Origin of the sequence: Citrobacter sp. Cpo071, assembly GCF_030332765.1 — a bacterium.
Lineage (GTDB): Bacteria > Pseudomonadota > Gammaproteobacteria > Enterobacterales > Enterobacteriaceae > Citrobacter > Citrobacter portucalensis.
The window spans coordinates 189,550-209,490 of sequence record NZ_JAOWHE010000080.1 but is presented as its reverse complement, the minus strand read 5'-3'; the positions used below and the strand labels follow the sequence as shown (position 1 = coordinate 209,490).

The window sequence follows — 19,941 nt, the reverse complement described above, 5'->3', positions numbered from 1 at the left end:
GGATATTCCATGAACAGCATAAAACTAGAATGGAAACGTGGTGACTGGGCGGCTTACTTTGGGCTGATGACCAACAACCTGACTAACCTGCTGACAATGATGGGGCTGCTCATTTTTGTCGTCGGGATCCCTACCGAAATTGTCTACGGTCGTATTGCGCCTGCCTTTGGTCTGGCGGTGCTGGTGGCCAGCGTCTGCTACGCCTGGTTTGGCCTGCAGATGGCAAAGCACACCGGGCGTAACGACGTAACGGCGCTGCCGTCCGGACCGAGTGCACCGTCAATCTTCACCGTGACCTTCCTGGTGCTGATGCCGGTTTATCAGCAAACCAAAGATGCCAACTTCGCTATCCAGATAGCCCTGGTGTGGTGCTTTGTCGAAGCGTTGATCCTGGTCGGCGGCTCCTTCCTGGGCGAGACCATCCGCAAGATGATCCCACGTACGGTACTGCTTTCTTGTCTGTCCGGCCTGGGGCTGTTGCTGCTGGCGATGAACCCGATGCTGCAGGCATTCGAAGCGCCGACGGTTTCTTTCATCGTCCTGTTGCTGATCTTCATTAACTGGTTCGGTAAGAAGCCGATTTTTGCCCGTATTCCTACCGGTTTGCTGCTGCTGATTGCCGGTACGGCCCTGGCGTGGATCTCCGGTTTACAAAGCCCGGAAGCCATTAAAGCGTCGATGTCTTCCTTTGGCTTCAACCCGCCGGAAATTCATGTCGACAGCTTCCTGCAAGGTTTACCGCACGCACTGCCGTATCTGGCTTCTGCAGTTCCTTTGGGCCTGGCGAACTATATTTTTGACCTTGAGAACATTGAAAGTGCGCACGCGGCGGGCGATGAGTACAACACCCGTAAGGTCATGATGGCGAACGGCTTTGCCTCCATGCTCGGCTGCATGCTGGGTAACCCGTTCCCGGTGACCGTATATGTTGGGCATGCGGGCTGGAAAGCGATGGGCGCCAGCATCGGCTATACCCTCGCTTCAGGCATCACCATGTTCCTGGTGCCGCTGTTTGGGCTGGGCGCGTTTATGCTCGCCATTATTCCGATGACCGCGATAGTGCCGATTCTGGTGTTTATCGGCGTGGTGACCGCCAACCAGGTGGTGCGAGAAACGCCCAAAGTCGAGGTTCCCGTTATCTTCATCTGTCTGTTCCCGTGGATCGCCAACTGGGCATTGACCATCGTCAACAGCGTGATGGGTGCCGCCGGAACATCCGCGGGGAAACTGGGTAGTGACTTGCTGCACAGCAAAGGTGTCTATTACGACGGACTGGTGCATCTGGGAAGCGGCGCACCGCTGGCCAGCATGCTGTGGGGCTGCGTCGCTATCTTCGCCATTATGAACAAGCCGTTACGCGGTGCGATTGCCGCAGCCTTTGGCGCGCTGTTATCGCTGTTTGGCGTGATTCACTCCCCGGCGGTTGGCTTTGCGGAAGGCAGCTCGATGATGTTTGTTGTGGCCTACCTGATGATGAGTGGCATGTTTGTCCTCAAGCATGTTCTTGATAGCCGTGAAGCGGTGACTGCGCCTGAGCAGGAACCAACGAAAACGACCTGAATTGCCTGCAAGCGGAAGATAACACTATGAAAGAACTTGTGGTCGTTGCCATTGGCGGCAACAGCATTATCAAAGATAACGCCAGCCAGTCGATTGAACACCAGGCTGAAGCGGTGAAAGCGGTAGCGGATACGGTGCTGGAGATGCTGGCATCGGACTACAACATTGTGCTGACGCACGGTAACGGGCCACAGGTAGGGCTGGATCTGCGGCGTGCGGAAATCGCGCACGAGCGTGAAGGGCTGCCGCTTACCCCGCTGGCAAACTGCGTTGCCGATACGCAGGGCGGTATCGGTTATCTGATCCAACAGGCGCTGAATAACCGTCTGGCGCGGCGCGGTGAGCAGAAGGCAGTTACGGTAGTAACGCAGGTGGAGGTCGACAAAAACGATCCGGGCTTCGCTAATCCGACCAAGCCCATTGGAGCGTTCTTTAGCGAAGTGCAGCGTGATGAACTGCAGCGGGTCAATCCGGGCTGGCGCTTTGTTGAGGATTCGGGGCGCGGCTACCGTCGAGTAGTCGCCTCTCCACAACCGAAGCGCATTGTCGAGGCGGAGGCGATCAAAACGCTGACCCAGAAAGGCTTTGTGGTTATTGGCGCGGGCGGCGGTGGGATCCCGGTGGTGCGTAGCGATCAAGGGGATTACCAGAGCGTGGACGCGGTGATTGATAAAGATCTCTCCACGGCGCTACTGGCGCAGGAGATCCGCGCCGACATTTTGGTGATCACCACCGGCGTCGAGCAGGTCTGTATTCATTTTGGCAAACCCAACCAGCAGGCGCTGGATACGGTGGATGTCGCAACGATGACCCGTTACATGCAGGAGGGACATTTCCCGCCTGGCAGCATGTTACCCAAGATCGTTGCCAGCCTGGCGTTTCTGGAGCGTGGCGGTAAACGAGTGATCATCACCACGCCGGAATGCCTGCCTGCCGCACTGCGCGGCGAAACGGGCACCCATATTGTCCATTCCTGAGAGGAGACGTGAATGAAGGAAAGTAACAGCCGCCGTGAATTTTTAAGCCAGAGCGGAAAAATGGTGACCGCTGCCGCGCTGTTTGGCGCGGTCGCTCCGGTCGCGTATGCTGCTAATCCTGTCGGGAACACCTGCGGGTCGAAGAGCACAATGACGATTAACGATAAACACTATTATCTGGATAACGTCCTGCTGGAAGCGGGCTTTGATTACGAAAATTCGGTGGTGGTACACACCCGTACCGCGCTGCAAACCGTTGAAATCCAGGACGGAAAAATCGTTGCGCTGCGCGAGAATAAGCAGCATCCGGATGCGACGCTGCCCCACTATGATGCGGGTGGAAAGCTGATGCTGCCCGCCATGCGCGACATGCACATCCATCTGGATAAAACCTTTTACGGCGGTCCCTGGCGTTCGCTGAACCGTCCGGCTGGCACCACTATTCAGGATATGATCCGCCTGGAACAAAAGCTGCTGCCTGAACTCCAGCCTTATACGCAGGAGCGCGCGGAAAAGCTGATCGATCTTCTGCAATCAAAAGGTACCTCGATCGCCCGCAGCCACTGCAACATAGAACCGGTTTCCGGGCTGAAAAATCTCGAAAACCTGCAGGCGGTACTGGCGCGTCGTCAACCGGGTTTTGCCTGTGAAATCGTGGCATTTCCGCAGCATGGCCTGCTGTTATCAAAATCTGAACAGCTGATGCGTGAAGCGATGCAGGCGGGAGCGCATTACGTCGGCGGTCTGGACCCAACCAGCGTCGATGGGGCGATGGAAAAATCCCTCGACACCATGTTCCAGATTGCGCTGGATTACGATAAAGGCGTGGATATCCATTTGCATGAAACCAGCCCGGCGGGCGTGGCGGCAGTGAATTACATGGTGGAGACGGTGGAGAAAACGCCGCAATTAAAGGGCAAACTGACCATCAGCCACGCGTTTGCGCTGGCAACGTTGAACGAACAGCAGGTGGATGCGCTGGCGGGCCGCATGGCGGCACAGCAGATTACCATTGCCTCGACGGTGCCGATCGGTACCTTGCACATGCCGCTCAAACAGCTGCGAGACAAAGGCGTGGAGGTGATTACCGGAACCGACAGCGTAATTGATCACTGGTCGCCGTACGGGCTGGGCGACATGCTGGAAAAGGCAAATCTGTACGCCCAGCTCTATATTCGCCCCAATGAGCTTAACCTGTCGCGGGCGTTGTTCCTCGCCACCGGCGATGTGTTGCCGCTTAACGATAAAGGTGAGCGCGTCTGGCCGAAAGCGCAGGATGAAGCCAGTTTTGTGCTGGTGGATGCCTCTTGTTCGGCAGAAGCGGTCGCGCGAATTTCCCCACGCACCGCGACCTTCCATCAAGGGCAACTGGTGTGGGGGAATGTCGCAAGCTAGCCTGGTTTTACGCGCAGCGGCAAGCGCTGCTGCGCTCTCTTGGTGTTAACCGACGATCCCCATATAGCCGTGAATCCCCATATATAAACCGACCATCGCAATGAGCACACTGGAAAAATAGGGAGCTTTGCGTGCCAGCGTGTTAAATCCGCTCCAGCGTTTGGCCGCCTGTTGCACGCTGATTGCCGCTCCCACGCCCACCGTTACCAGCGTCAGCGCCAGCCCGAGGCTGAAGCACAGCACCATGGTCGCACCCAGCGTGAAGGCTTTGAGCTGGATGCAAATCAGCAGCACCGTAATGGCGGCTGGGCACGGGATAAGCCCGCCGGTCAGACCGAACAGTAATATTTGGCCGTTGGTGACCTCTTTGCCCGCAAAGCGGCGCTGAATATCGGTGGCATGCGCCCGTTCGTGGGCATCCTGATACTCTTTCGAGCCTTCGGTGAGTCCTGCCAGTGCGGCATGGTCGTTATTATGCTCGTGTTCGTGATGATGATGATGATGATGATGATGGTGATGATGGTGATGATCGTCATCATGATCATGGTGGTGGTGATGGTCGTGATTGTGGTCGTGATGCGTCTGGGCCAGCCAGTTCTGCTCTCCCTGCCAGGTTCGCCAGAACATCCAGAATGCGGTCCCGAGAATAATAATCGCCGAGACAAACTGCAGCCAGGGCTCAACGGCCTGGGCAGTAAACGCTTTGCTGATATACATCCCACCGAGCGCAATCAGCCATACCACGGCGGTATGCGACAGCGTTGCTGCCAGCCCCAGCATCACCGCCTGTTTGATGGTCCCCTTAATGGCAATAATAAAGGCCGCCATCATCGTCTTGGAATGCCCCGGTTCCAGACCGTGCAACACACCCAATAGAATCGCGCTGGGAATGAAAAACCAGGCGTTACCTTGCTGAAGAAGCGTAGAAAACTCACCCATGAGAATGATTCTTAGTTGTTTAATTTCGCCTGATTCTACTCCCCCCCAGTATCAAATACTACCCCCCAGTAGAATGTCGATGGTATTGTCCCTACAGCCAGACGTTAAAAAGGTAAAGTTATGTCACATACGATCCGCGACAAACAAAAGCTGAAAGCCCGAACCAGCAAGATTCAGGGGCAGGTAGCAGCGTTGAAAACCATGCTGGATGAACCGCATGAATGCGCGGCAGTATTGCAGCAAATAGCGGCGATCCGCGGGGCAGTAAACGGATTAATGCGTGAAGTGATTAAAGGTCATCTGACCGAGCACATTGTGCATCAGGGCGATGAAATTAAGCGCGAAGAGGATTTGGATGTGGTCCTGAAAGTGCTGGATTCGTACATCAAATAAGTCAGTTTAACGGCTCATCCACGTTCAATACTGTCCAGTTAAGCATGTAGGGTGAACATGTGATTCTTTCTCAGGGTTCCGTTCACCTCAGCAGTGTTATTTTTCTGAAGCATTGATACCCGTGAACGTGTAAAGGGCGTTCTTCGCCACGCCCTTTACAATCCCGGCTCCCGGCGGGAAAATTGCCGCTCCGCGGTCCCCTCCGCTTATTCCTCCAGGCTACCGGGTCGGGCGCGAGGAAGCATCCCTGCAAAGCGCGCCCTGAGCCAGCATCCATGCTGGCTCTCCCGGGCTTACGGAAACACGTCGGCAATTTTCAGCCGGACCAGCCCACACCTCACCATCTGCGTTTTTGGTCTGAACAGCAAAACAGATTTAACTGGAAATCAGAGCGTTGAAGCGATGACTCGGGTCCGGCTGAAAATCGATGAGGAGTTGACGTCTGACCGGGGCTGTCCGCAGGGATGCGGACAGAGGGGACGGGCTGCATGGACGCAGGCTCGGCCCCGACCCGACAGGCAGACGGCATAAGACGAATGAATCGCGTAGCGACGATTTTCCCGCCGGGAGCCTGGGTTGCAAGGGAGGCGGCGGTGAGCCTCCCTTGCACGTTCACAGGAATCGGTGCTTCAGAGAAACGATGAACATGAGGTGAACGGAACCCTTCTCTGAGATAGCATGTTCATTACTTCCGCCAACACAGGTTGAAACTTTCTGAAATTGAGTCGTTAACTGAACGACATCGCACCCACTTTCAGGAGAATGAGCCGTTAAACAACACGTTCTAGCCAAAAAACATCACAGATACGCACAGCAGACCGACAATCAGGGTGATCAGGTTACCCACTGAACGGTACGGCTTCAGCGCCGGGATCAGATAGGTAGACAATGTCGGCATGATAAACAAAATCATGGCAATCAGCGGGCCGCTTATCGCGTAAATCATTGAAATAGCATTAGGATTAATGCAGCAGATGATAAACGTGATAGCCGAGACAAGCATGATGGACAGAGCGCGGTTAAAGGCCCGGCTTTTCTTCACACCCACCTGATGCAACGACGTTTTTACTACCTCCGTTGCCCCTTCAATCACGCCAAAGTAGGTGCCGAGGAACGATTTTGACATCGCGACAACGGCAACGATGATCCCGGAAATCGACAGCCATGCCGGTGCGTTTGGCATCATCGACAGCGCGGAAAGAATCGTCACGCCTTCATTTTTCGCGTCTTCGATATAGTTTGTCGGAATCGAAAGCAAGCAGCTGAAGACGAAAAACAGTACGCTCAGGCAGATGATGACGTAGGCTACCTTCATGATTTTTTTGCATTTACCCATGGCCTGCTCGCCGTATTTCTCTCGTCTGTCGATGGCGAACGTAGAGATAATTGGCGTATGGCTAAAAGCGAAAACCATCACGGGAATAGATATCCAAACCTGATGAAGCGTGTGCTGATCGAAAGACATCTGGCCGGTGAGTAGCGTTGGCTGCCAGCTTCCGGTCAGGTAGAGCGAAAGGAACAAAAAGTACGCGATGAGCGGGAACACCAAAAAGCCCATGACCCGAATAGTGGCTTGCCGGCCCATCAGAAAAATCAGGTTCAGCACCAGCACCACGCCAAGGCTGACCAACATGCGGATCCGCAGATCGATAGTGATATGTTTTGCCAGCTGTTCAGTGAGTGAATTGGTTATCGCTACGGCGTAGATCAGCACCACCACAAAGAAGGCAATAAAATAGAGGGTGGTGATCAGGCTGCCAATCTTCTTGCCGTAGTAGTGGGTAACCGCGCCAGTGATCCCTTCACCAGCCGACGTTTTTGAGGACAGGATAAACTGACACAGCGCCTTGTGCGGCCAGTAGGTTAAAGGCCAGGCGACGAGTGCGGTGATAAACAATACCACCGCGCCTGCAGAACCCAGCTGTATGGGTAGGAATAGGGTTCCTGCGCCGACGGCAGTCCCATATAGTGCGAAGCTCCAGAGAGTCTCTTCTTTTGACCAAAATTTCGACATTATTTGAACGTATCAACTATAAAATAAACAAAAAGAAGCGCAATTTACCACAAATGGCAGGGGCAGGGGGAGGTGTGAACAAGCGGGCGAGTGAATGGGACAATAGCCCGAACCGAGAAGATTCCGACTATTATTTTAATTATCAGGCAGTAACGCGCTGCTGGCGGCGCTTCATAACGCGCTCGCGTAACGTGTCATAAGCCCAGTTATAGAACATGGTGTACGGCAGGAAGAACAGGAAGAAACCTATTTCCAGCGTGAATGCCTGAACCAGGCTGACGTTCAGCACATACGCCACGATGCTCACCCCGATCACAATAAAACCGCTCTCGAAGCCTAAGGCGTGAAATGCTCGCACTTTCGCCGTACGTTTTACCAGGTGCGACGGCCACAAACGGTCAAACAGGGCGTTATAAATGATATTCCAGATCATCGCTGTGGTGGCGAGAAGAATGGTCAGTCCGCCCATTTCCAGCACCGAGCGCTGCATCAACCATGCGGTGGTCGGTGCGAGGATCGCGGTGGCAATGCCTTCAAAGCAGACGGCATGAAAAATACGCTCCACTAACGAGCGGCGTTGGACAGTATCGTGTTGCATAACCTAAAACCTTCTTTGATGCCCGGATAACGGAATGGTGGCAATTTTATCGTTTTATGTGATATCTAAAAGATAGTATCCATCGATAAAGTAGATAGTTCATGCGTTATTCTCCTGAAGCATTAACGGCATTTGTGGAGACCGTTTCCTGCGGTTCATTTTCTGCGGCGGCCCGGCGGCTGCGCAAAAGCCAGTCCACTATCAGTACGGCCATTGCGCATCTGGAAGCCGATCTTGGTTTTGCGCTGTTTGACCGCTCATCTCGCCAGCCAACGCTGACCGAGGAAGGTAAGCGGGTGTTGGGCTATGTGCAGGCAATTCTGACGGCCAGCGAACGTCTCGATGAGGCGGCGATCTCGCTGTCGGGTGAAACTGAGGCGCGTCTGACCTTTGTGCTGTCTGACACGCTGCATCCGGATGTGCTGGAAGAGTTGATGGTGCAGTTTGATCGCAAGTTTCCCCATACCGAGTTTGAATGCCTGATTGGTGAAGATGAAGACGTGATCGATCTGCTGCAAAAAGGACGTGCTCAGGTGGGGTTGATCGAGGCGCGGGAAGCTTACCCGACCGACATGGGCGTTACGCGTCTGCCGATGCAAACCTGGATGGGATTATACGTTGCAGCGTCGCATCCGCTCGCGGCTCAAGAAAAACTGCAGTGGGAGCAGCTACACACCTGGCGCGAGCTGCGTTTGAATACCTATCTGGAAAGCGGCACCAACGTGGCGCGCGGCCCCGTCTGGTCTGCTCCTAACTATCTGTTATTGCTAAGTATGGCTGTTCAGGGATTCGGCTGGTGCGCGCTCCCTTGTGCGCTGGTGGAAGAGTTTGCGGCAGAAAAACCACTGGTGCAATTAAAGATGCCTGGCTGGCCAAAGGCTATCTCTATCGATCTGTTGTGGAATAAGAAATCACCGCCTGGTGTGGCAGGAAGCTGGTTGCGTGACCATTTACAGCAGAGTGGCGTTCAGATGACCAATAAGTGATACGAATTTCCTTTGTGATAAAAATCACCGTTTTTAAACAACCTTGATAACTATTTTTAACAATCATCTACTATTGCGATGTTATTTTGCGCTGAGGTAGTGATGAAAGAGGTTGTGATCGTCGGGGCATTAAGGACACCGATTGGCTGCTTCCAGGGGACGCTGGCGCGCCACTCTGCCGTTGAGTTAGGCAGCATGGTGGTCAAGGCGTTACTGGAACGCACGGGCGTGGACGTTCACGCTGTGGATGAAGTGATCCTCGGACAGGTGCTTACCGCAGGTGCCGGGCAGAACCCTGCGCGTCAGTCTGCCATCAATGGTGGGCTACCCAATACCGTTTCCGCCATCACCATTAACGATGTCTGTGGCTCGGGTCTGAAAGCGCTGCATCTGGCGACCCAGGCTATCCAGTGTGGTGAAGCCGACATTGTGATTGCGGGCGGGCAAGAGAATATGAGCCGTGCACCGCATGTCCTTACCGATAGCCGCACTGGCGCACAGCTGGGGAACAGCCAACTGGTCGACAGCCTGGTACATGACGGTCTGTGGGATGCCTTCAACGATTATCACATGGGCGTTACCGCGGAAAACCTGGCGCGAGAATACGGAATCAGCCGCGAATTGCAGGATGCCTACGCGCTGCACTCGCAGCACAAAGCGCGGATGGCAATTGATGCCGGACGCTTTAAAGATGAAATCGTGCCGGTGGTAACACAGCGTAACGGGCAATCGTTCGTGGTGGACACCGACGAACAACCGCGTACCGATGCCAGCGCCGAAGGGCTGGCGCGTCTGGATCCTACCTTTGACAGACTCGGTTCGGTAACGGCGGGTAACGCGTCATCCATCAACGACGGTGCCGCTGCGGTGATGATGATGAGCGAGGCCAAGGCGCAGGAACTTAACTTACCTGTGTTGGCCCGTATTCGCGCCTTTGCCAGCGTCGGAGTCGACCCTGCGCTCATGGGGATTGCGCCAGTGTATGCAACACGCCGCTGCCTTGAGCGTGTGGGCTGGCAACTGGCTGATGTTGATCTTATCGAAGCTAATGAAGCCTTCGCCGCGCAGGCATTATCCGTTGGGAAAATGCTGGAGTGGGATGAACGGCGGGTGAATGTGAACGGCGGGGCCATTGCGCTCGGCCATCCGATTGGCGCATCTGGCTGTCGTATTCTGGTTTCCCTGGTACATGAAATGGTGAAACGTCGGGCGCACAAGGGCCTGGCAACACTGTGTATTGGTGGTGGTCAGGGGGTGGCGCTCGCTATCGAACGAGACTAATTTCCCTTCGATTTCTCTGCTTAAACGCCTTTTCTGATGACTTTCTCCTGCATCTATAAAAAAGCCCTCCAACAGGAGGGCAAGGCCAGTTACAGAAACATACACTCTAAACCCTGCCAACATATCAAAACGTTGTTTCATTTCATGTGATTGATAGCGCACTTTGTTAGAAAAGGTGTGTGAATGACGTATGAGCCTGGCTGTATTTTCAATATCTTATCCCTGCCACTAGTGATCTACTTTTTTGTGTTTTTATATATCTAATTGTTTTAAATGATTTTATTTAAACAAATTTTGCGATTTATATGCGCTAGCGTGATCGCACTTACACTTTTGATAATAAGATGCGGAAAAAGTGAAACATCGTTTTAGTTATAATTGAAAACACATTCAGGGAGGGATATCATGAGCGCATAAGATAAAACGGAACAGCGTTTTGCTATTCGTTTAAGCATTCACGGTCAATTTATCACTGGAGGTAAATGTGGACGTAAGACAAAGCATCCATAGTGCGCATGCGAAAACCCTGGACACTCAGGGACTGCGTAATGAGTTTTTGGTCGAAGAAGTGTTTGTCGCAGATGAATACACCATGGTCTACAGCCACATCGACCGCATCATTGTTGGCGGCATTATGCCAGTGGCCAAAACCGTCTCTGTGGGTGGCGAAGTCGGCAAACAGCTGGGCGTAACCTATTTCCTCGAACGTCGTGAGCTGGGTGTGATCAATATCGGCGGCCCGGGCACGATTACCGTTGACGGCCAGTGTTATGAAATTGGCCATCGCGACGCGCTGTACGTCGGAAAAGGGGCAAAAGAAGTGGTATTCGCCAGTATTGATACGGCGAAACCGGCGAAGTTTTACTACAACTGCGCGCCGGCACACACGACTTACCCAACTAAGAAAGTCACGCCTGCAGACGTTGCGCCAGTGACGCTGGGCGATAACCTCACGAGTAACCGTCGTACCATCAACAAATACTTTGTGCCGGATGTTCTGGAAACCTGCCAGTTGAGCATGGGTCTGACTGAACTGGCACCGGGTAACCTGTGGAACACCATGCCGTGTCATACCCATGAACGTCGTATGGAAGTCTATTTCTACTTCAATATGGAAGAAGATACCTGCGTCTTCCACATGATGGGTCAGCCTCAGGAAACGCGTCATATTGTGATGCACAACGAGCAGGCGGTGATTTCTCCGAGCTGGTCTATTCACTCCGGCGTCGGCACAAAAGCTTATACGTTCATTTGGGGCATGGTCGGCGAAAACCAGGTCTTTGATGATATGGACCATGTTGCAGTAAAAGATCTGCGCTAGTTGCGGGCGACAGCCGTGCCTGCTGCGGCGGGCATTATAAAAAATTAAGGATTTACAATGATTTTGAATGCATTCTCTCTTGAAGGTAAAGTCGCCGTTGTGACCGGTTGTGACACAGGTTTGGGTCAGGGTATGGCGCTGGGCCTGGCTGAAGCGGGCTGCGATATCGTCGGTATCAATATTGTTGAACCGACAGAAACCATCGAACGCGTGACCGCACTGGGCCGCCGTTTTTTAAGCCTGACCGCCGATCTGCGTCAAATCGATGGTATTCCGGCGCTGCTGGAGCGCGCAGTGGCAGAATTCGGCCATATCGATATTCTGGTCAACAACGCGGGTCTTATCCGTCGTGACGATGCGATCGATTTCAGCGAAAAAGACTGGGATGACGTGATGAACCTGAACATTAAGAGCGTGTTCTTTATGTCTCAGGCCGCGGCGAAGCACTTTATCGCTCAGGGTAACGGCGGCAAAATTATCAACATCGCCTCTATGCTTTCCTTCCAGGGCGGGATCCGCGTGCCGTCTTACACCGCGTCTAAAAGCGGCGTAATGGGTGTTACCCGTCTGATGGCGAACGAGTGGGCAAAACATAACATCAACGTCAACGCGATTGCACCGGGTTACATGGCGACGAATAACACTCAACAGCTGCGTGCTGATGAGCAACGTAGCGCAGAGATCCTCGATCGTATCCCGGCGGGTCGTTGGGGTTTACCGAGCGACCTGATGGGGCCTGTCGTGTTCCTGGCGTCCAGCGCATCTGACTATATCAACGGCTATACCGTTGCAGTAGATGGCGGCTGGCTGGCACGTTAATTCGCTTTCCAGAACCGTTAAACCCTGCCCTCTGGCAGGGTTTTTTTATATTCGGATCATTAAAATCCATATTATGGTTATAAATTATTCCATATTAAATTTCATACGTATAAATTTATTGTTTTTAATATTCTTTAATATCAACGAATTAAATTTAATTGAGTGATTGTCGGTAAATTTTAAAATTGGAATATCCATCACATAACCATGTGGTGTAGCTATTTAATCCATATTTTTGCCGTTTCCCGCCTGACGCTTCCTGCAAGGGATCCCTTACTTTCAATGGCATGGTTACTCTGTATCTGGCAGGAAAAAATGGTCTCAATAAATAATGATGCTGCTTTAGCGCCGCGCCCAGTGCGCGATACGCGACGTATGAATATGTTTGTTTCTATCTCTGCGGCTGTCGCAGGGTTGTTATTCGGCCTGGATATTGGCGTGATTGCTGGCGCGTTGCCTTTTATCACCGATCACTTTGTGTTGACCAGCCGCCTGCAGGAGTGGGTGGTAAGCAGCATGATGCTGGGTGCGGCAATTGGTGCGCTGTTTAACGGTTGGTTGTCATTCCGCCTGGGGCGCAAATACAGCCTGATGGCGGGCGCGATCCTTTTCGTCGTCGGATCTCTGGGCTCGGCGTTTGCCTCCAGCGTAGAAATGCTCATTTTTGCCCGCGTGGTGCTGGGCGTAGCGGTGGGGATCGCGTCTTACACCGCACCGCTCTATCTCTCTGAAATGGCCAGCGAAAATGTGCGTGGCAAGATGATCAGTATGTATCAGCTGATGGTGACGCTGGGCATCGTTTTGGCCTTTTTGTCCGATACCGCGTTCAGCTACAGCGGTAACTGGCGCGCTATGCTTGGCGTGCTGGCGCTTCCGGCTGTATTGCTGATTATTCTGGTTGTTTTCTTGCCCAACAGCCCGCGCTGGCTGGCGGAGAAAGGTCGCCACATCGAAGCTGAAGAAGTACTGCGCATGTTGCGCGATACGTCAGAAAAAGCCCGCGATGAGCTGAACGAAATCCGTGAAAGCCTGAAGCTGAAGCAGGGTGGTTGGGCGCTGTTTAAAATTAACCGTAACGTGCGTCGTGCGGTTTTCCTCGGAATGTTACTGCAGGCGATGCAGCAGTTCACCGGGATGAACATCATCATGTACTACGCGCCGCGCATTTTTAAAATGGCGGGTTTTACCACCACAGAGCAGCAGATGATTGCCACGCTGGTAGTTGGCTTAACGTTTATGTTCGCCACCTTTATTGCCGTCTTCACGGTCGACAAAGCAGGACGTAAACCGGCGCTGAAAATTGGTTTCAGCGTAATGGCTATAGGGACGCTGGTGCTTGGTTATTGCCTGATGCAGTTTGATAACGGCACGGCTTCCAGTGGGCTATCCTGGCTGTCAGTTGGCATGACGATGATGTGTATTGCAGGCTATGCGATGAGTGCCGCGCCGGTGGTGTGGATCCTGTGTTCGGAAATTCAGCCACTGAAATGCCGTGATTTTGGTATTACCTGCTCCACCACCACCAACTGGGTGTCGAACATGATCATTGGCGCAACGTTCCTGACGCTGCTCGACAGCATTGGCGCCGCCGGTACGTTCTGGCTCTATACTGCGCTGAACGTCGTGTTTATTGGCATCACGTTCTGGCTGATTCCAGAAACCAAAAACGTCACGCTGGAGCATATCGAACGTAAGCTGATGGCAGGCGAGAAGTTAAGAGATATTGGGGTGTAAGTCAGACAAGCATGCCGGATGGCGGTTCAGCCTTATCCGGCCTGCGAGTGGAGTCTCTTATAGGCCGGGAAAGCGTCAACGCGACCCGGTTTTTTTATTTAGCGCCTTACCCGTGCAGAAAATCTTCGCGAATTGGGGTAAAGGTATCCAGCAGCGTTCCCGGTTTTAAGCAGACGCAGCCATGCATAATGTTGGGCTGTTTATACAGGGTATCACCTGCCCTAACGACATGCTTTTCTTCGCCGATGGTAAATTCAAACTCACCGGACAACACGTAAGTCAGCTGCTCATGCGGATGATTGTGCATCGGGCCGATTGCGCCTTGCTCGAAGTTCACCTCAACCGCCATCATGTTACCGTCGTGAGCAAGAATACGCCGGGTAACGCCATTGCCCAGATCGTCAAGCGTGGTCTCTTTATGAAAAATAAACATCCGGCCTTCCTGTAATTAATTAAAACAATGTTTCATTAAAGCTATATCAGAAAATTAAAAAAAGAAATGCACGCCAACAGATGTGGAAAGTTGATCACATCTTTGGTTCACTGGAGAGACAACAACGAGTCAGGGGAAATGATGAAAACGATCGGTCTGTTAGGCGGTATGAGCTGGGAATCTACCATTCCTTATTATCGACTCATTAATGAAGGGGTAAAACAGCGTCTGGGTGGTCTGCATTCGGCACAGATTCTGTTGCACAGCGTGGATTTTCACGAGATTGAAGTCTGCCAGTCAAGCGGTGACTGGCAGCGAGCCGGTGAGATCCTCGCGCAGGCCGCCACAGGGCTACAGCAAGCCGGGGCGCAAGGAATTGTTTTGTGTACCAATACCATGCACAAAGTTGCAGAGGCGATTGAAAGCGCCTGTGATGTGCCGTTTCTGCATATTGCTGACGCGACGGGGCGGGCGATACAAAAGCAGCAGATGAACAACGTGGCGCTACTGGGTACGCGTTACACCATGGAGCAGGATTTTTACCGCGGGCGTTTACAGACTGAATTCGGCATTAGCACGTTGATCCCTGAAGCTGATGATCGTCAGAAAATAAACCAGATTATTTTCGATGAGCTGTGTCTCGGTGAATTCAGCGAGGCTTCCCGCGATTATTACCTGGGCGTCATCGACCAACTGGCGAAACAGGGGGCGCAAGGGGTGATCTTTGGCTGTACCGAGATTGGTCTGCTGGTTCCCACCGAGCTAAGCCCACTACCGGTTTTCGACACCGCGGCAATCCATGCGCAAGATGCGGTGGCGTTTATGCTTTCGGCTGTGGATGCAAAATAGCCTCCAGCGGGTCAATAAGCCTCGGTAGATGGGCCTGCAGATGCGCCGTAAAAGCATCAACCAGCGCCGAGGCGGGGCGATGAAGCGGGTGAATCAGGCTGACTGTAAAGGGTACCGAAATACTGAAGCGGCGGATAACGACTCCGCTGCTGGCGTAATCCAGCGCGGTCAGTGGGTTCACCACCGAGATCCCCACGCCTGCCCGTACCATTGCACAAATTGAAGCGGCGCTATGGGTTTCAATCACCATGCGGCGCTTCACCTGGTGCTCATTAAACAGGGTATCCAGTAGCTGACGGTAGCTGTCGGTGCGCGACAGGCTGATGTAGTTTTCTCCCTGAAAATCCTGCGGCGTTAACACCGCTTTCTTAGTCAGCGGATGGCCCTGCGGCAACACGCACACTTCATCCAGCGCCAGCAATTCGGTGCGTTTCGTTCCGGCAGGCGTATGCAGCGTTTCCGTTAACCCCAGATCGTGGCGCTGCGCCGACAGCCACTCTTCCAGCAGCGGTGACTCCTGCGGCACTATCTGAATATTGACTTGTGGATAGCGTGCGAGGAATGGCTGCAGCAGCGGCGGTAAAAAAGACTGTGAGAATACCGGCAGGCAAACAATCGACAATTCGCCCTGGCGAAACTCGCGCAGGCTTTCGGCGGCGCTCACAATTCTGTCCAGGCCATACCACGAACGTTGCACCTCTTCAAACAGACGTAACCCTTGCACGGTTGGGTGCAGTCGGCCACGCGTACGTTCAAACAGCGTTAATCCCAGCACTTTCTCGAATCGGGCCAGTTCCCGGCTGACGGTGGGCTGCGAGGTATGTAGCATGCGCGCGGCTTCTGTCAGATTGCCTGCCGTCATGATGGCGTGAAAAATTTCGATGTGTCGCAGGTTAACGGCGGGCATGGGCAATCCTCGAATGAATCAATCCATATCATTTTTGCATAGACTCACGATAAAACGATATTTTTTATTCTTTTCGGGCTGTGGCGTAATCATAAAAAAGCCAATACCGGAGCACACCATGCCACGCCCACTCAATAGTACTGACACTGACCTGACCGCCGACAACCTGCTGCGCCTGCCTGCCGAATTCGGCTGCCCGGTGTGGGTCTATGATGCGCAGATTATCCGCGGGCAGATTGCCAAATTGAGTCAGTTTGACGTGGTGCGTTTCGCCCAAAAGGCATGTTCGAATATTCATATTTTGCGCCTGATGCGCGAGCAGGGCGTGAAGGTTGATTCCGTCTCGCTTGGCGAAATTGAACGTGCGTTGGCGGCAGGCTTCGTACCGGGGAAAGATGAAATCGTCTTTACCGCCGATATGATTGATGAAGCGACGCTCGCGCGGGTGCATGAATTGCGCATTCCGGTAAATGCCGGGTCGGTGGATATGCTGGAACAACTGGGCCAGGTCTCGCCGGGCCATCGCGTGTGGCTACGCGTAAACCCTGGCTTTGGGCATGGGCACAGTCAGAAAACCAATACCGGCGGCGAAAACAGCAAGCACGGGATCTGGTATAGCGATCTTCCCGCGGCGCTGGAGGTGATTCAGCGCTATAAGCTGAAGCTGGTGGGGATTCATATGCATATCGGCTCCGGCGTGGACTATGCGCATCTGGAGCAGGTGTGCGGTGCGATGGTGCGCCAGGTGGTTGAATTTGGCCAGGATCTGGAGGCGATCTCCGCGGGTGGCGGTTTATCAATCCCGTATCGCGAAGGCGAAGAGGCGATCGATACCGATCACTACTTTGGATTGTGGAACGCTGCGCGTGAACAGATTGCTAAACACCTGGGTCACCCGGTCGCGCTTGAGATAGAGCCAGGTCGTTTTCTGGTCGCGGAAGCCGGTGTGTTAGTGGCGCAGGTGCGTAGCGTAAAAGAGATGGGTAGCCGCCACTTTGTGCTGATCGATGCGGGCTTCAACGATCTAATGCGCCCGGCCATGTACGGTAGTTATCACCATATCTCCGCGCTGGCAGGGGATGGTCGCTCTCTGGAACACACCCCACAACGGGAAACCGTGGTAGCCGGGCCGCTGTGCGAATCCGGCGACGTGTTTACCCAGCAGGAAGGCGGAAATGTGGAAACCCGTCTGTTGCCTGCGGTGGTGCCGGGCGATTATCTGGTGCTGCATGATACTGGGGCGTACGGCGCTTCAATGTCGTCAAACTACAATAGCCGTCCGCTGCTGCCGGAGGTTTTGTTCGATAACGGCGTGGCGCGGCTAATTCGCCGTCGCCAGACCATTGATGAGCTGTTAGCGCTGGAATTAATCTGATTACAGCGTTGTGAAATGCCGGATGACGCTACGCTTATCCGGCCTACAAGATTAACTGCGGGGCCTGTAGGCCGGATAAGGCGCTTGCGCCGCCATCCGGCATTTGATTACTTAAAGTATGGCCCGAGCGTTACTGAGTCACGTAGTACCAGTTTGCCGGTAAACGGTGGGATTGGCTCGACGCTCTCGCCGTTGGCCAGCCGGATAGCCTGGTCGATTGCCGTGGTTATCATGGTATCAATCGGTAGATAAACGGTAGACAGCCCCGGCTCCAGCCATTTGGCGCTGGGCGCATCATCAAAACCAAACAGTGAGACATCCGTTGGGATCCTCAGCCCGGCCTGATGTAACGCTTTTGATGCGCCTAATGCCATGTCATCGTTACAGGCGAACAGGGCGCTAAATTTTACCCCTTCCTCCAGCAGTTCACGGCAGGCCTCATAGCCTCGCGTCATCGTGGAGTCGCCGTATTTGACCTTATCGGGATCCCAGGGAATACCGTTTTTTTCCAGCGCCTTACGATACCCCATCAGGCGGGATTTACCGGTAGGCGTATGACCTGGCACAGTGATACAAGCAATATCGCTATGGCCCTGGGAGATCAGGTAATTGACCGCCTGATAGGCCGCGTCTTCCTGTTCAAAGAAAATTGCGCGATCGCGGGCCTGGCTGACATCACGGTTGATGACCAGCAAGGGCATAGCAATGCTGTTCATCAACGACATAATCGCCTTTTCACTCATATAGCGGGTATAGAGAATAATGGCGTCGCACTGCCTGTCCGCCAGCATTTGCACTGCTTCCTGCTCACGCTCTGGTGTGTCGTGTCCGTCGGTGACGATCAACTGCTTGCCGTGAGATTCCGTCTGGCGTGAAGCCTGTTGCAGCAGGCGGCCAAAGTAGAATCCATCAAATGTGGAAACTACCAGACCAATGCTGTTGCTGGTGCGGTTTGCCAAAGAGCGCGCTAAAAAATTAGGCCGATAATCAAGTGCCTGCATGGCCTTAAACACTTTCTGGCGCGTGCTCTCTTTTACCTGACCCGTGCCATTCAGTACGCGCGAAACGGTCGCTTTTGAGACGCCTGCGTGTCGTGAAACGTCCAACATCGTAGTCATAACGCTATCCTGGTTAATCGTTTGACGATGAATTCCCCGGCTCTGTCAGCGTCGAAACGGAATGGCGACGCACCAGAGTTGGGTTAAAAACGTGGGTAATTTCAGGCACGGGACGCTTCTCCGCCAGCGCGAGCGCCAGTTCGGCAGCCTGGGTTGCCATCGTCACGATCGGGTAGCGCACCGTGGTCAGACGCGGGCGCACGTAGCGGGAAACCAGCACATCATCAAAACCAATCAGCGAGATTTCTCCCGGCACATCAATGCCGTTATCATTCAATACGCCCATGGCACCAGCCGCCATTGAGTCGTTGTAGCAGGCTACCGCAGTGAAGTTTTTGCCACGGCCAAGTAACTCTGTCATGGCCTGCTCACCGCCGCTTTCATCCGGTTCACCAAACGTTACCAGTCGATCGCTGACAGGAATATTGCTCTCTGCCAGCGCGTCGTAATAGCCTTGCAGACGATCTTCCGCATCTGAAATCGTGTGATTGGAGCACAGATAGCCAATGCGTGTATGGCCCTGCTGAATGAGGTGTCGGGTCGCGAGCCATGCGCCGAAACGGTCATCAAGGGCAACGCAGCGTTGTTCGAATCCCGGCAGAATTCGGTTAATCAATACCATGCCGGGGATTTGCTTCATGAGTGATGCCAGCTCAGCATCCGGGATAATTTTTGCGTGGACAACAAGGGCTGCGCAACGGTGGCGAATGAGCTGTTCAATCGCCTGTCGTTCCTTCTGTTCGTTATGGTAGCCGTTACCAATCAGTAAAAAATTACCGGTGTTATACGCCACCTGCTCGACAGCTTTAACCATTGCCCCAAAAAATGGATCGGACACATCACCTACCACCAGACCGATGGTTTCAGTGGATTGTTGTGCCAGCGCACGCGCATTGGCGTTGGGGTGGTAGCTGAGTGATTCCATTGCACTCGTTACGGCTAGGCGCGATGCTTCGCTGGCTTTAGGGGAATCATTAATCACTCGAGAAACGGTGGCGACTGATACACCAGCTAGTCGGGCTACATCCTTTATGGTCGCCATGATAGTACCTGTTGTGGGTAAACGCTTACATTCCGTCAGTGTTACGGAAAATGGCTGGCTGTTCAAGCAGATTGCCCGTCAGAACGTCGCAAATGTGAGCGCACACGAGCGAAGTAAGACAGAAAATAGAAAATGCTAATTTTTGCTTACACTTTGCGATGTGCTGTTGCGATTGTTCGCTGGTGAGGGAACTGAGCAGA

The 19,941-nt window shown here is 53.4% G+C and carries 18 protein-coding genes; 11 read left to right on the top strand and 7 right to left on the bottom strand.

Going from position 1 to position 19,941, the window contains the following annotated elements:
* Positions 1 to 9 precede the first annotated feature (9 nt).
* From OGY09_RS12965 to OGY09_RS12955, 3 genes are read left to right on the top strand one after another with little or no spacing between them, the layout of a single operon-like run.
* Positions 10 to 1,560 (top strand): hypothetical protein, encoded by a 1,551-nt coding sequence (locus OGY09_RS12965; protein WP_003825560.1) that lies wholly within the window; start codon positions 10 to 12, stop codon positions 1,558 to 1,560.
* 26 nt (positions 1,561 to 1,586) lie between these two features.
* A complete protein-coding gene (locus tag OGY09_RS12960; protein WP_032944874.1) occupies positions 1,587 to 2,537 on the top strand; it encodes a carbamate kinase family protein in 951 nt (316 codons plus the stop codon).
* A gap of 12 nt (positions 2,538 to 2,549) precedes the next feature.
* A complete protein-coding gene (locus OGY09_RS12955; RefSeq protein WP_032944873.1) occupies positions 2,550 to 3,932 on the top strand; it encodes an amidohydrolase family protein in 1,383 nt (460 codons plus the stop codon).
* A 45-nt stretch (positions 3,933 to 3,977) separates the two neighbouring features.
* Here the strand turns inward: OGY09_RS12955 and OGY09_RS12950 are convergent, their stop codons facing one another.
* Positions 3,978 to 4,871 carry a nickel/cobalt efflux protein RcnA gene (locus OGY09_RS12950; protein WP_150388439.1) on the bottom strand — a complete coding sequence of 298 codons (894 nt, stop codon included), beginning with the start codon at positions 4,869 to 4,871 and terminating at the stop codon, positions 3,978 to 3,980.
* Positions 4,872 to 4,991: 120 nt separating this feature from the next.
* Between OGY09_RS12950 and rcnR the strand changes: the two genes are divergently transcribed.
* Complete coding sequence (gene rcnR / locus OGY09_RS12945) at positions 4,992 to 5,264, top strand: Ni(II)/Co(II)-binding transcriptional repressor RcnR (RefSeq protein WP_003825567.1); 273 nt, start codon at positions 4,992 to 4,994, stop codon at positions 5,262 to 5,264.
* Between the two features lie 784 nt (positions 5,265 to 6,048).
* Here the strand turns inward: rcnR and OGY09_RS12940 are convergent.
* Positions 6,049 to 7,278, bottom strand: coding sequence for an amino acid permease (locus tag OGY09_RS12940; RefSeq protein WP_008785724.1), 1,230 nt, complete (start codon positions 7,276 to 7,278; stop codon positions 6,049 to 6,051).
* Between the two features lie 142 nt (positions 7,279 to 7,420).
* Entirely contained in the window at positions 7,421 to 7,876 is a 456-nt protein-coding gene (locus OGY09_RS12935; protein ID WP_008785723.1) for a multidrug/biocide efflux PACE transporter, read from the bottom strand.
* Positions 7,877 to 7,977: 101 nt separating this feature from the next.
* Here OGY09_RS12935 and OGY09_RS12930 point away from each other — a divergent pair, with 101 nt between their 5' ends.
* The 5 genes from OGY09_RS12930 (at position 7,978) to araE (ending at position 14,017) form a co-directional block, all read left to right on the top strand.
* Positions 7,978 to 8,862 carry a LysR family transcriptional regulator gene (locus tag OGY09_RS12930; RefSeq protein WP_032944868.1) on the top strand — a complete coding sequence of 295 codons (885 nt, stop codon included), beginning with the start codon at positions 7,978 to 7,980 and terminating at the stop codon, positions 8,860 to 8,862.
* A gap of 102 nt (positions 8,863 to 8,964) precedes the next feature.
* The gene (locus OGY09_RS12925) at positions 8,965 to 10,143 is read left to right on the top strand and encodes an acetyl-CoA C-acetyltransferase (protein ID WP_032944867.1); all 1,179 of its coding nucleotides are present in this window, start codon (positions 8,965 to 8,967) and stop codon (positions 10,141 to 10,143) included.
* A 484-nt stretch (positions 10,144 to 10,627) separates the two neighbouring features.
* The gene (kduI, locus tag OGY09_RS12920; protein ID WP_008785720.1) at positions 10,628 to 11,464 is read left to right on the top strand and encodes a 5-dehydro-4-deoxy-D-glucuronate isomerase; all 837 of its coding nucleotides are present in this window, start codon (positions 10,628 to 10,630) and stop codon (positions 11,462 to 11,464) included.
* Between the two features lie 57 nt (positions 11,465 to 11,521).
* Positions 11,522 to 12,283, top strand: a complete 762-nt coding sequence (gene kduD / locus OGY09_RS12915; RefSeq protein ID WP_003033923.1) for a 2-dehydro-3-deoxy-D-gluconate 5-dehydrogenase KduD — start codon at positions 11,522 to 11,524, stop codon at positions 12,281 to 12,283.
* A 315-nt stretch (positions 12,284 to 12,598) separates the two neighbouring features.
* Complete coding sequence (gene araE, locus OGY09_RS12910; protein WP_003033926.1) at positions 12,599 to 14,017, top strand: arabinose-proton symporter AraE; 1,419 nt, start codon at positions 12,599 to 12,601, stop codon at positions 14,015 to 14,017.
* A 106-nt stretch (positions 14,018 to 14,123) separates the two neighbouring features.
* Here the strand turns inward: araE and OGY09_RS12905 are convergent, their stop codons facing one another.
* A complete protein-coding gene (locus OGY09_RS12905; RefSeq protein WP_003033932.1) occupies positions 14,124 to 14,450 on the bottom strand; it encodes a cupin domain-containing protein in 327 nt (108 codons plus the stop codon).
* Positions 14,451 to 14,591: 141 nt separating this feature from the next.
* Here OGY09_RS12905 and OGY09_RS12900 point away from each other — a divergent pair, with 141 nt between their 5' ends.
* Positions 14,592 to 15,299: an aspartate/glutamate racemase gene (locus tag OGY09_RS12900; RefSeq protein ID WP_032944864.1), complete on the top strand. Its 708-nt coding sequence runs from the start codon at positions 14,592 to 14,594 to the stop codon at positions 15,297 to 15,299.
* On the opposite strand, the gene OGY09_RS12895 is transcribed toward OGY09_RS12900, so the two are convergent.
* Positions 15,271 to 16,206 carry a LysR family transcriptional regulator gene (locus OGY09_RS12895; protein ID WP_008785717.1) on the bottom strand — a complete coding sequence of 312 codons (936 nt, stop codon included), beginning with the start codon at positions 16,204 to 16,206 and terminating at the stop codon, positions 15,271 to 15,273. The two genes, OGY09_RS12900 and OGY09_RS12895, sit on opposite strands and share 29 nt — an antisense overlap.
* Positions 16,207 to 16,324: 118 nt before the next feature.
* On the opposite strand from OGY09_RS12895, the gene lysA reads away from it, so the two are divergent.
* Positions 16,325 to 17,581 (top strand): diaminopimelate decarboxylase, encoded by a 1,257-nt coding sequence (lysA, locus tag OGY09_RS12890; protein WP_032944862.1) that lies wholly within the window; start codon positions 16,325 to 16,327, stop codon positions 17,579 to 17,581.
* Between the two features lie 107 nt (positions 17,582 to 17,688).
* Here lysA and OGY09_RS12885 read toward each other — a convergent pair whose 3' ends face one another.
* Both OGY09_RS12885 and galR read right to left on the bottom strand, forming a co-directional pair.
* Positions 17,689 to 18,699: a LacI family DNA-binding transcriptional regulator gene (locus tag OGY09_RS12885; protein WP_008785715.1), complete on the bottom strand. Its 1,011-nt coding sequence runs from the start codon at positions 18,697 to 18,699 to the stop codon at positions 17,689 to 17,691.
* A 13-nt stretch (positions 18,700 to 18,712) separates the two neighbouring features.
* Positions 18,713 to 19,741, bottom strand: a complete 1,029-nt coding sequence (gene galR, locus OGY09_RS12880) for an HTH-type transcriptional regulator GalR (RefSeq protein ID WP_003033945.1) — start codon at positions 19,739 to 19,741, stop codon at positions 18,713 to 18,715.
* Between the last annotated feature and the right edge of the window lie 200 nt (positions 19,742 to 19,941).

Bases quoted from the DNA above. Each gene is read 5' to 3' on its own strand.
- OGY09_RS12940 (WP_008785724.1), bottom strand. From the start codon at position 7,278: ATGTCGAAATTTTGGTCAAAAGAAGAGACTCTCTGGAGCTTCGCACTA.
- galR (WP_003033945.1), bottom strand. From the start codon at position 19,741: ATGGCGACCATAAAGGATGTAGCCCGACTAGCTGGTGTATCAGTCGCC.
- araE (WP_003033926.1), top strand. From the start codon at position 12,599: ATGGTCTCAATAAATAATGATGCTGCTTTAGCGCCGCGCCCAGTGCGC.
- OGY09_RS12885 (WP_008785715.1), bottom strand. From the start codon at position 18,699: ATGACTACGATGTTGGACGTTTCACGACACGCAGGCGTCTCAAAAGCG.
- kduD (WP_003033923.1), top strand. From the start codon at position 11,522: ATGATTTTGAATGCATTCTCTCTTGAAGGTAAAGTCGCCGTTGTGACC.
- OGY09_RS12930 (WP_032944868.1), top strand. From the start codon at position 7,978: ATGCGTTATTCTCCTGAAGCATTAACGGCATTTGTGGAGACCGTTTCC.
- OGY09_RS12900 (WP_032944864.1), top strand. From the start codon at position 14,592: ATGAAAACGATCGGTCTGTTAGGCGGTATGAGCTGGGAATCTACCATT.
- OGY09_RS12895 (WP_008785717.1), bottom strand. From the start codon at position 16,206: ATGCCCGCCGTTAACCTGCGACACATCGAAATTTTTCACGCCATCATG.
- OGY09_RS12925 (WP_032944867.1), top strand. From the start codon at position 8,965: ATGAAAGAGGTTGTGATCGTCGGGGCATTAAGGACACCGATTGGCTGC.
- OGY09_RS12955 (WP_032944873.1), top strand. From the start codon at position 2,550: ATGAAGGAAAGTAACAGCCGCCGTGAATTTTTAAGCCAGAGCGGAAAA.
- OGY09_RS12965 (WP_003825560.1), top strand. From the start codon at position 10: ATGAACAGCATAAAACTAGAATGGAAACGTGGTGACTGGGCGGCTTAC.
- rcnR (WP_003825567.1), top strand. From the start codon at position 4,992: ATGTCACATACGATCCGCGACAAACAAAAGCTGAAAGCCCGAACCAGC.
- lysA (WP_032944862.1), top strand. From the start codon at position 16,325: ATGCCACGCCCACTCAATAGTACTGACACTGACCTGACCGCCGACAAC.
- OGY09_RS12960 (WP_032944874.1), top strand. From the start codon at position 1,587: ATGAAAGAACTTGTGGTCGTTGCCATTGGCGGCAACAGCATTATCAAA.
- OGY09_RS12950 (WP_150388439.1), bottom strand. From the start codon at position 4,871: ATGGGTGAGTTTTCTACGCTTCTTCAGCAAGGTAACGCCTGGTTTTTC.
- OGY09_RS12905 (WP_003033932.1), bottom strand. From the start codon at position 14,450: ATGTTTATTTTTCATAAAGAGACCACGCTTGACGATCTGGGCAATGGC.
- OGY09_RS12935 (WP_008785723.1), bottom strand. From the start codon at position 7,876: ATGCAACACGATACTGTCCAACGCCGCTCGTTAGTGGAGCGTATTTTT.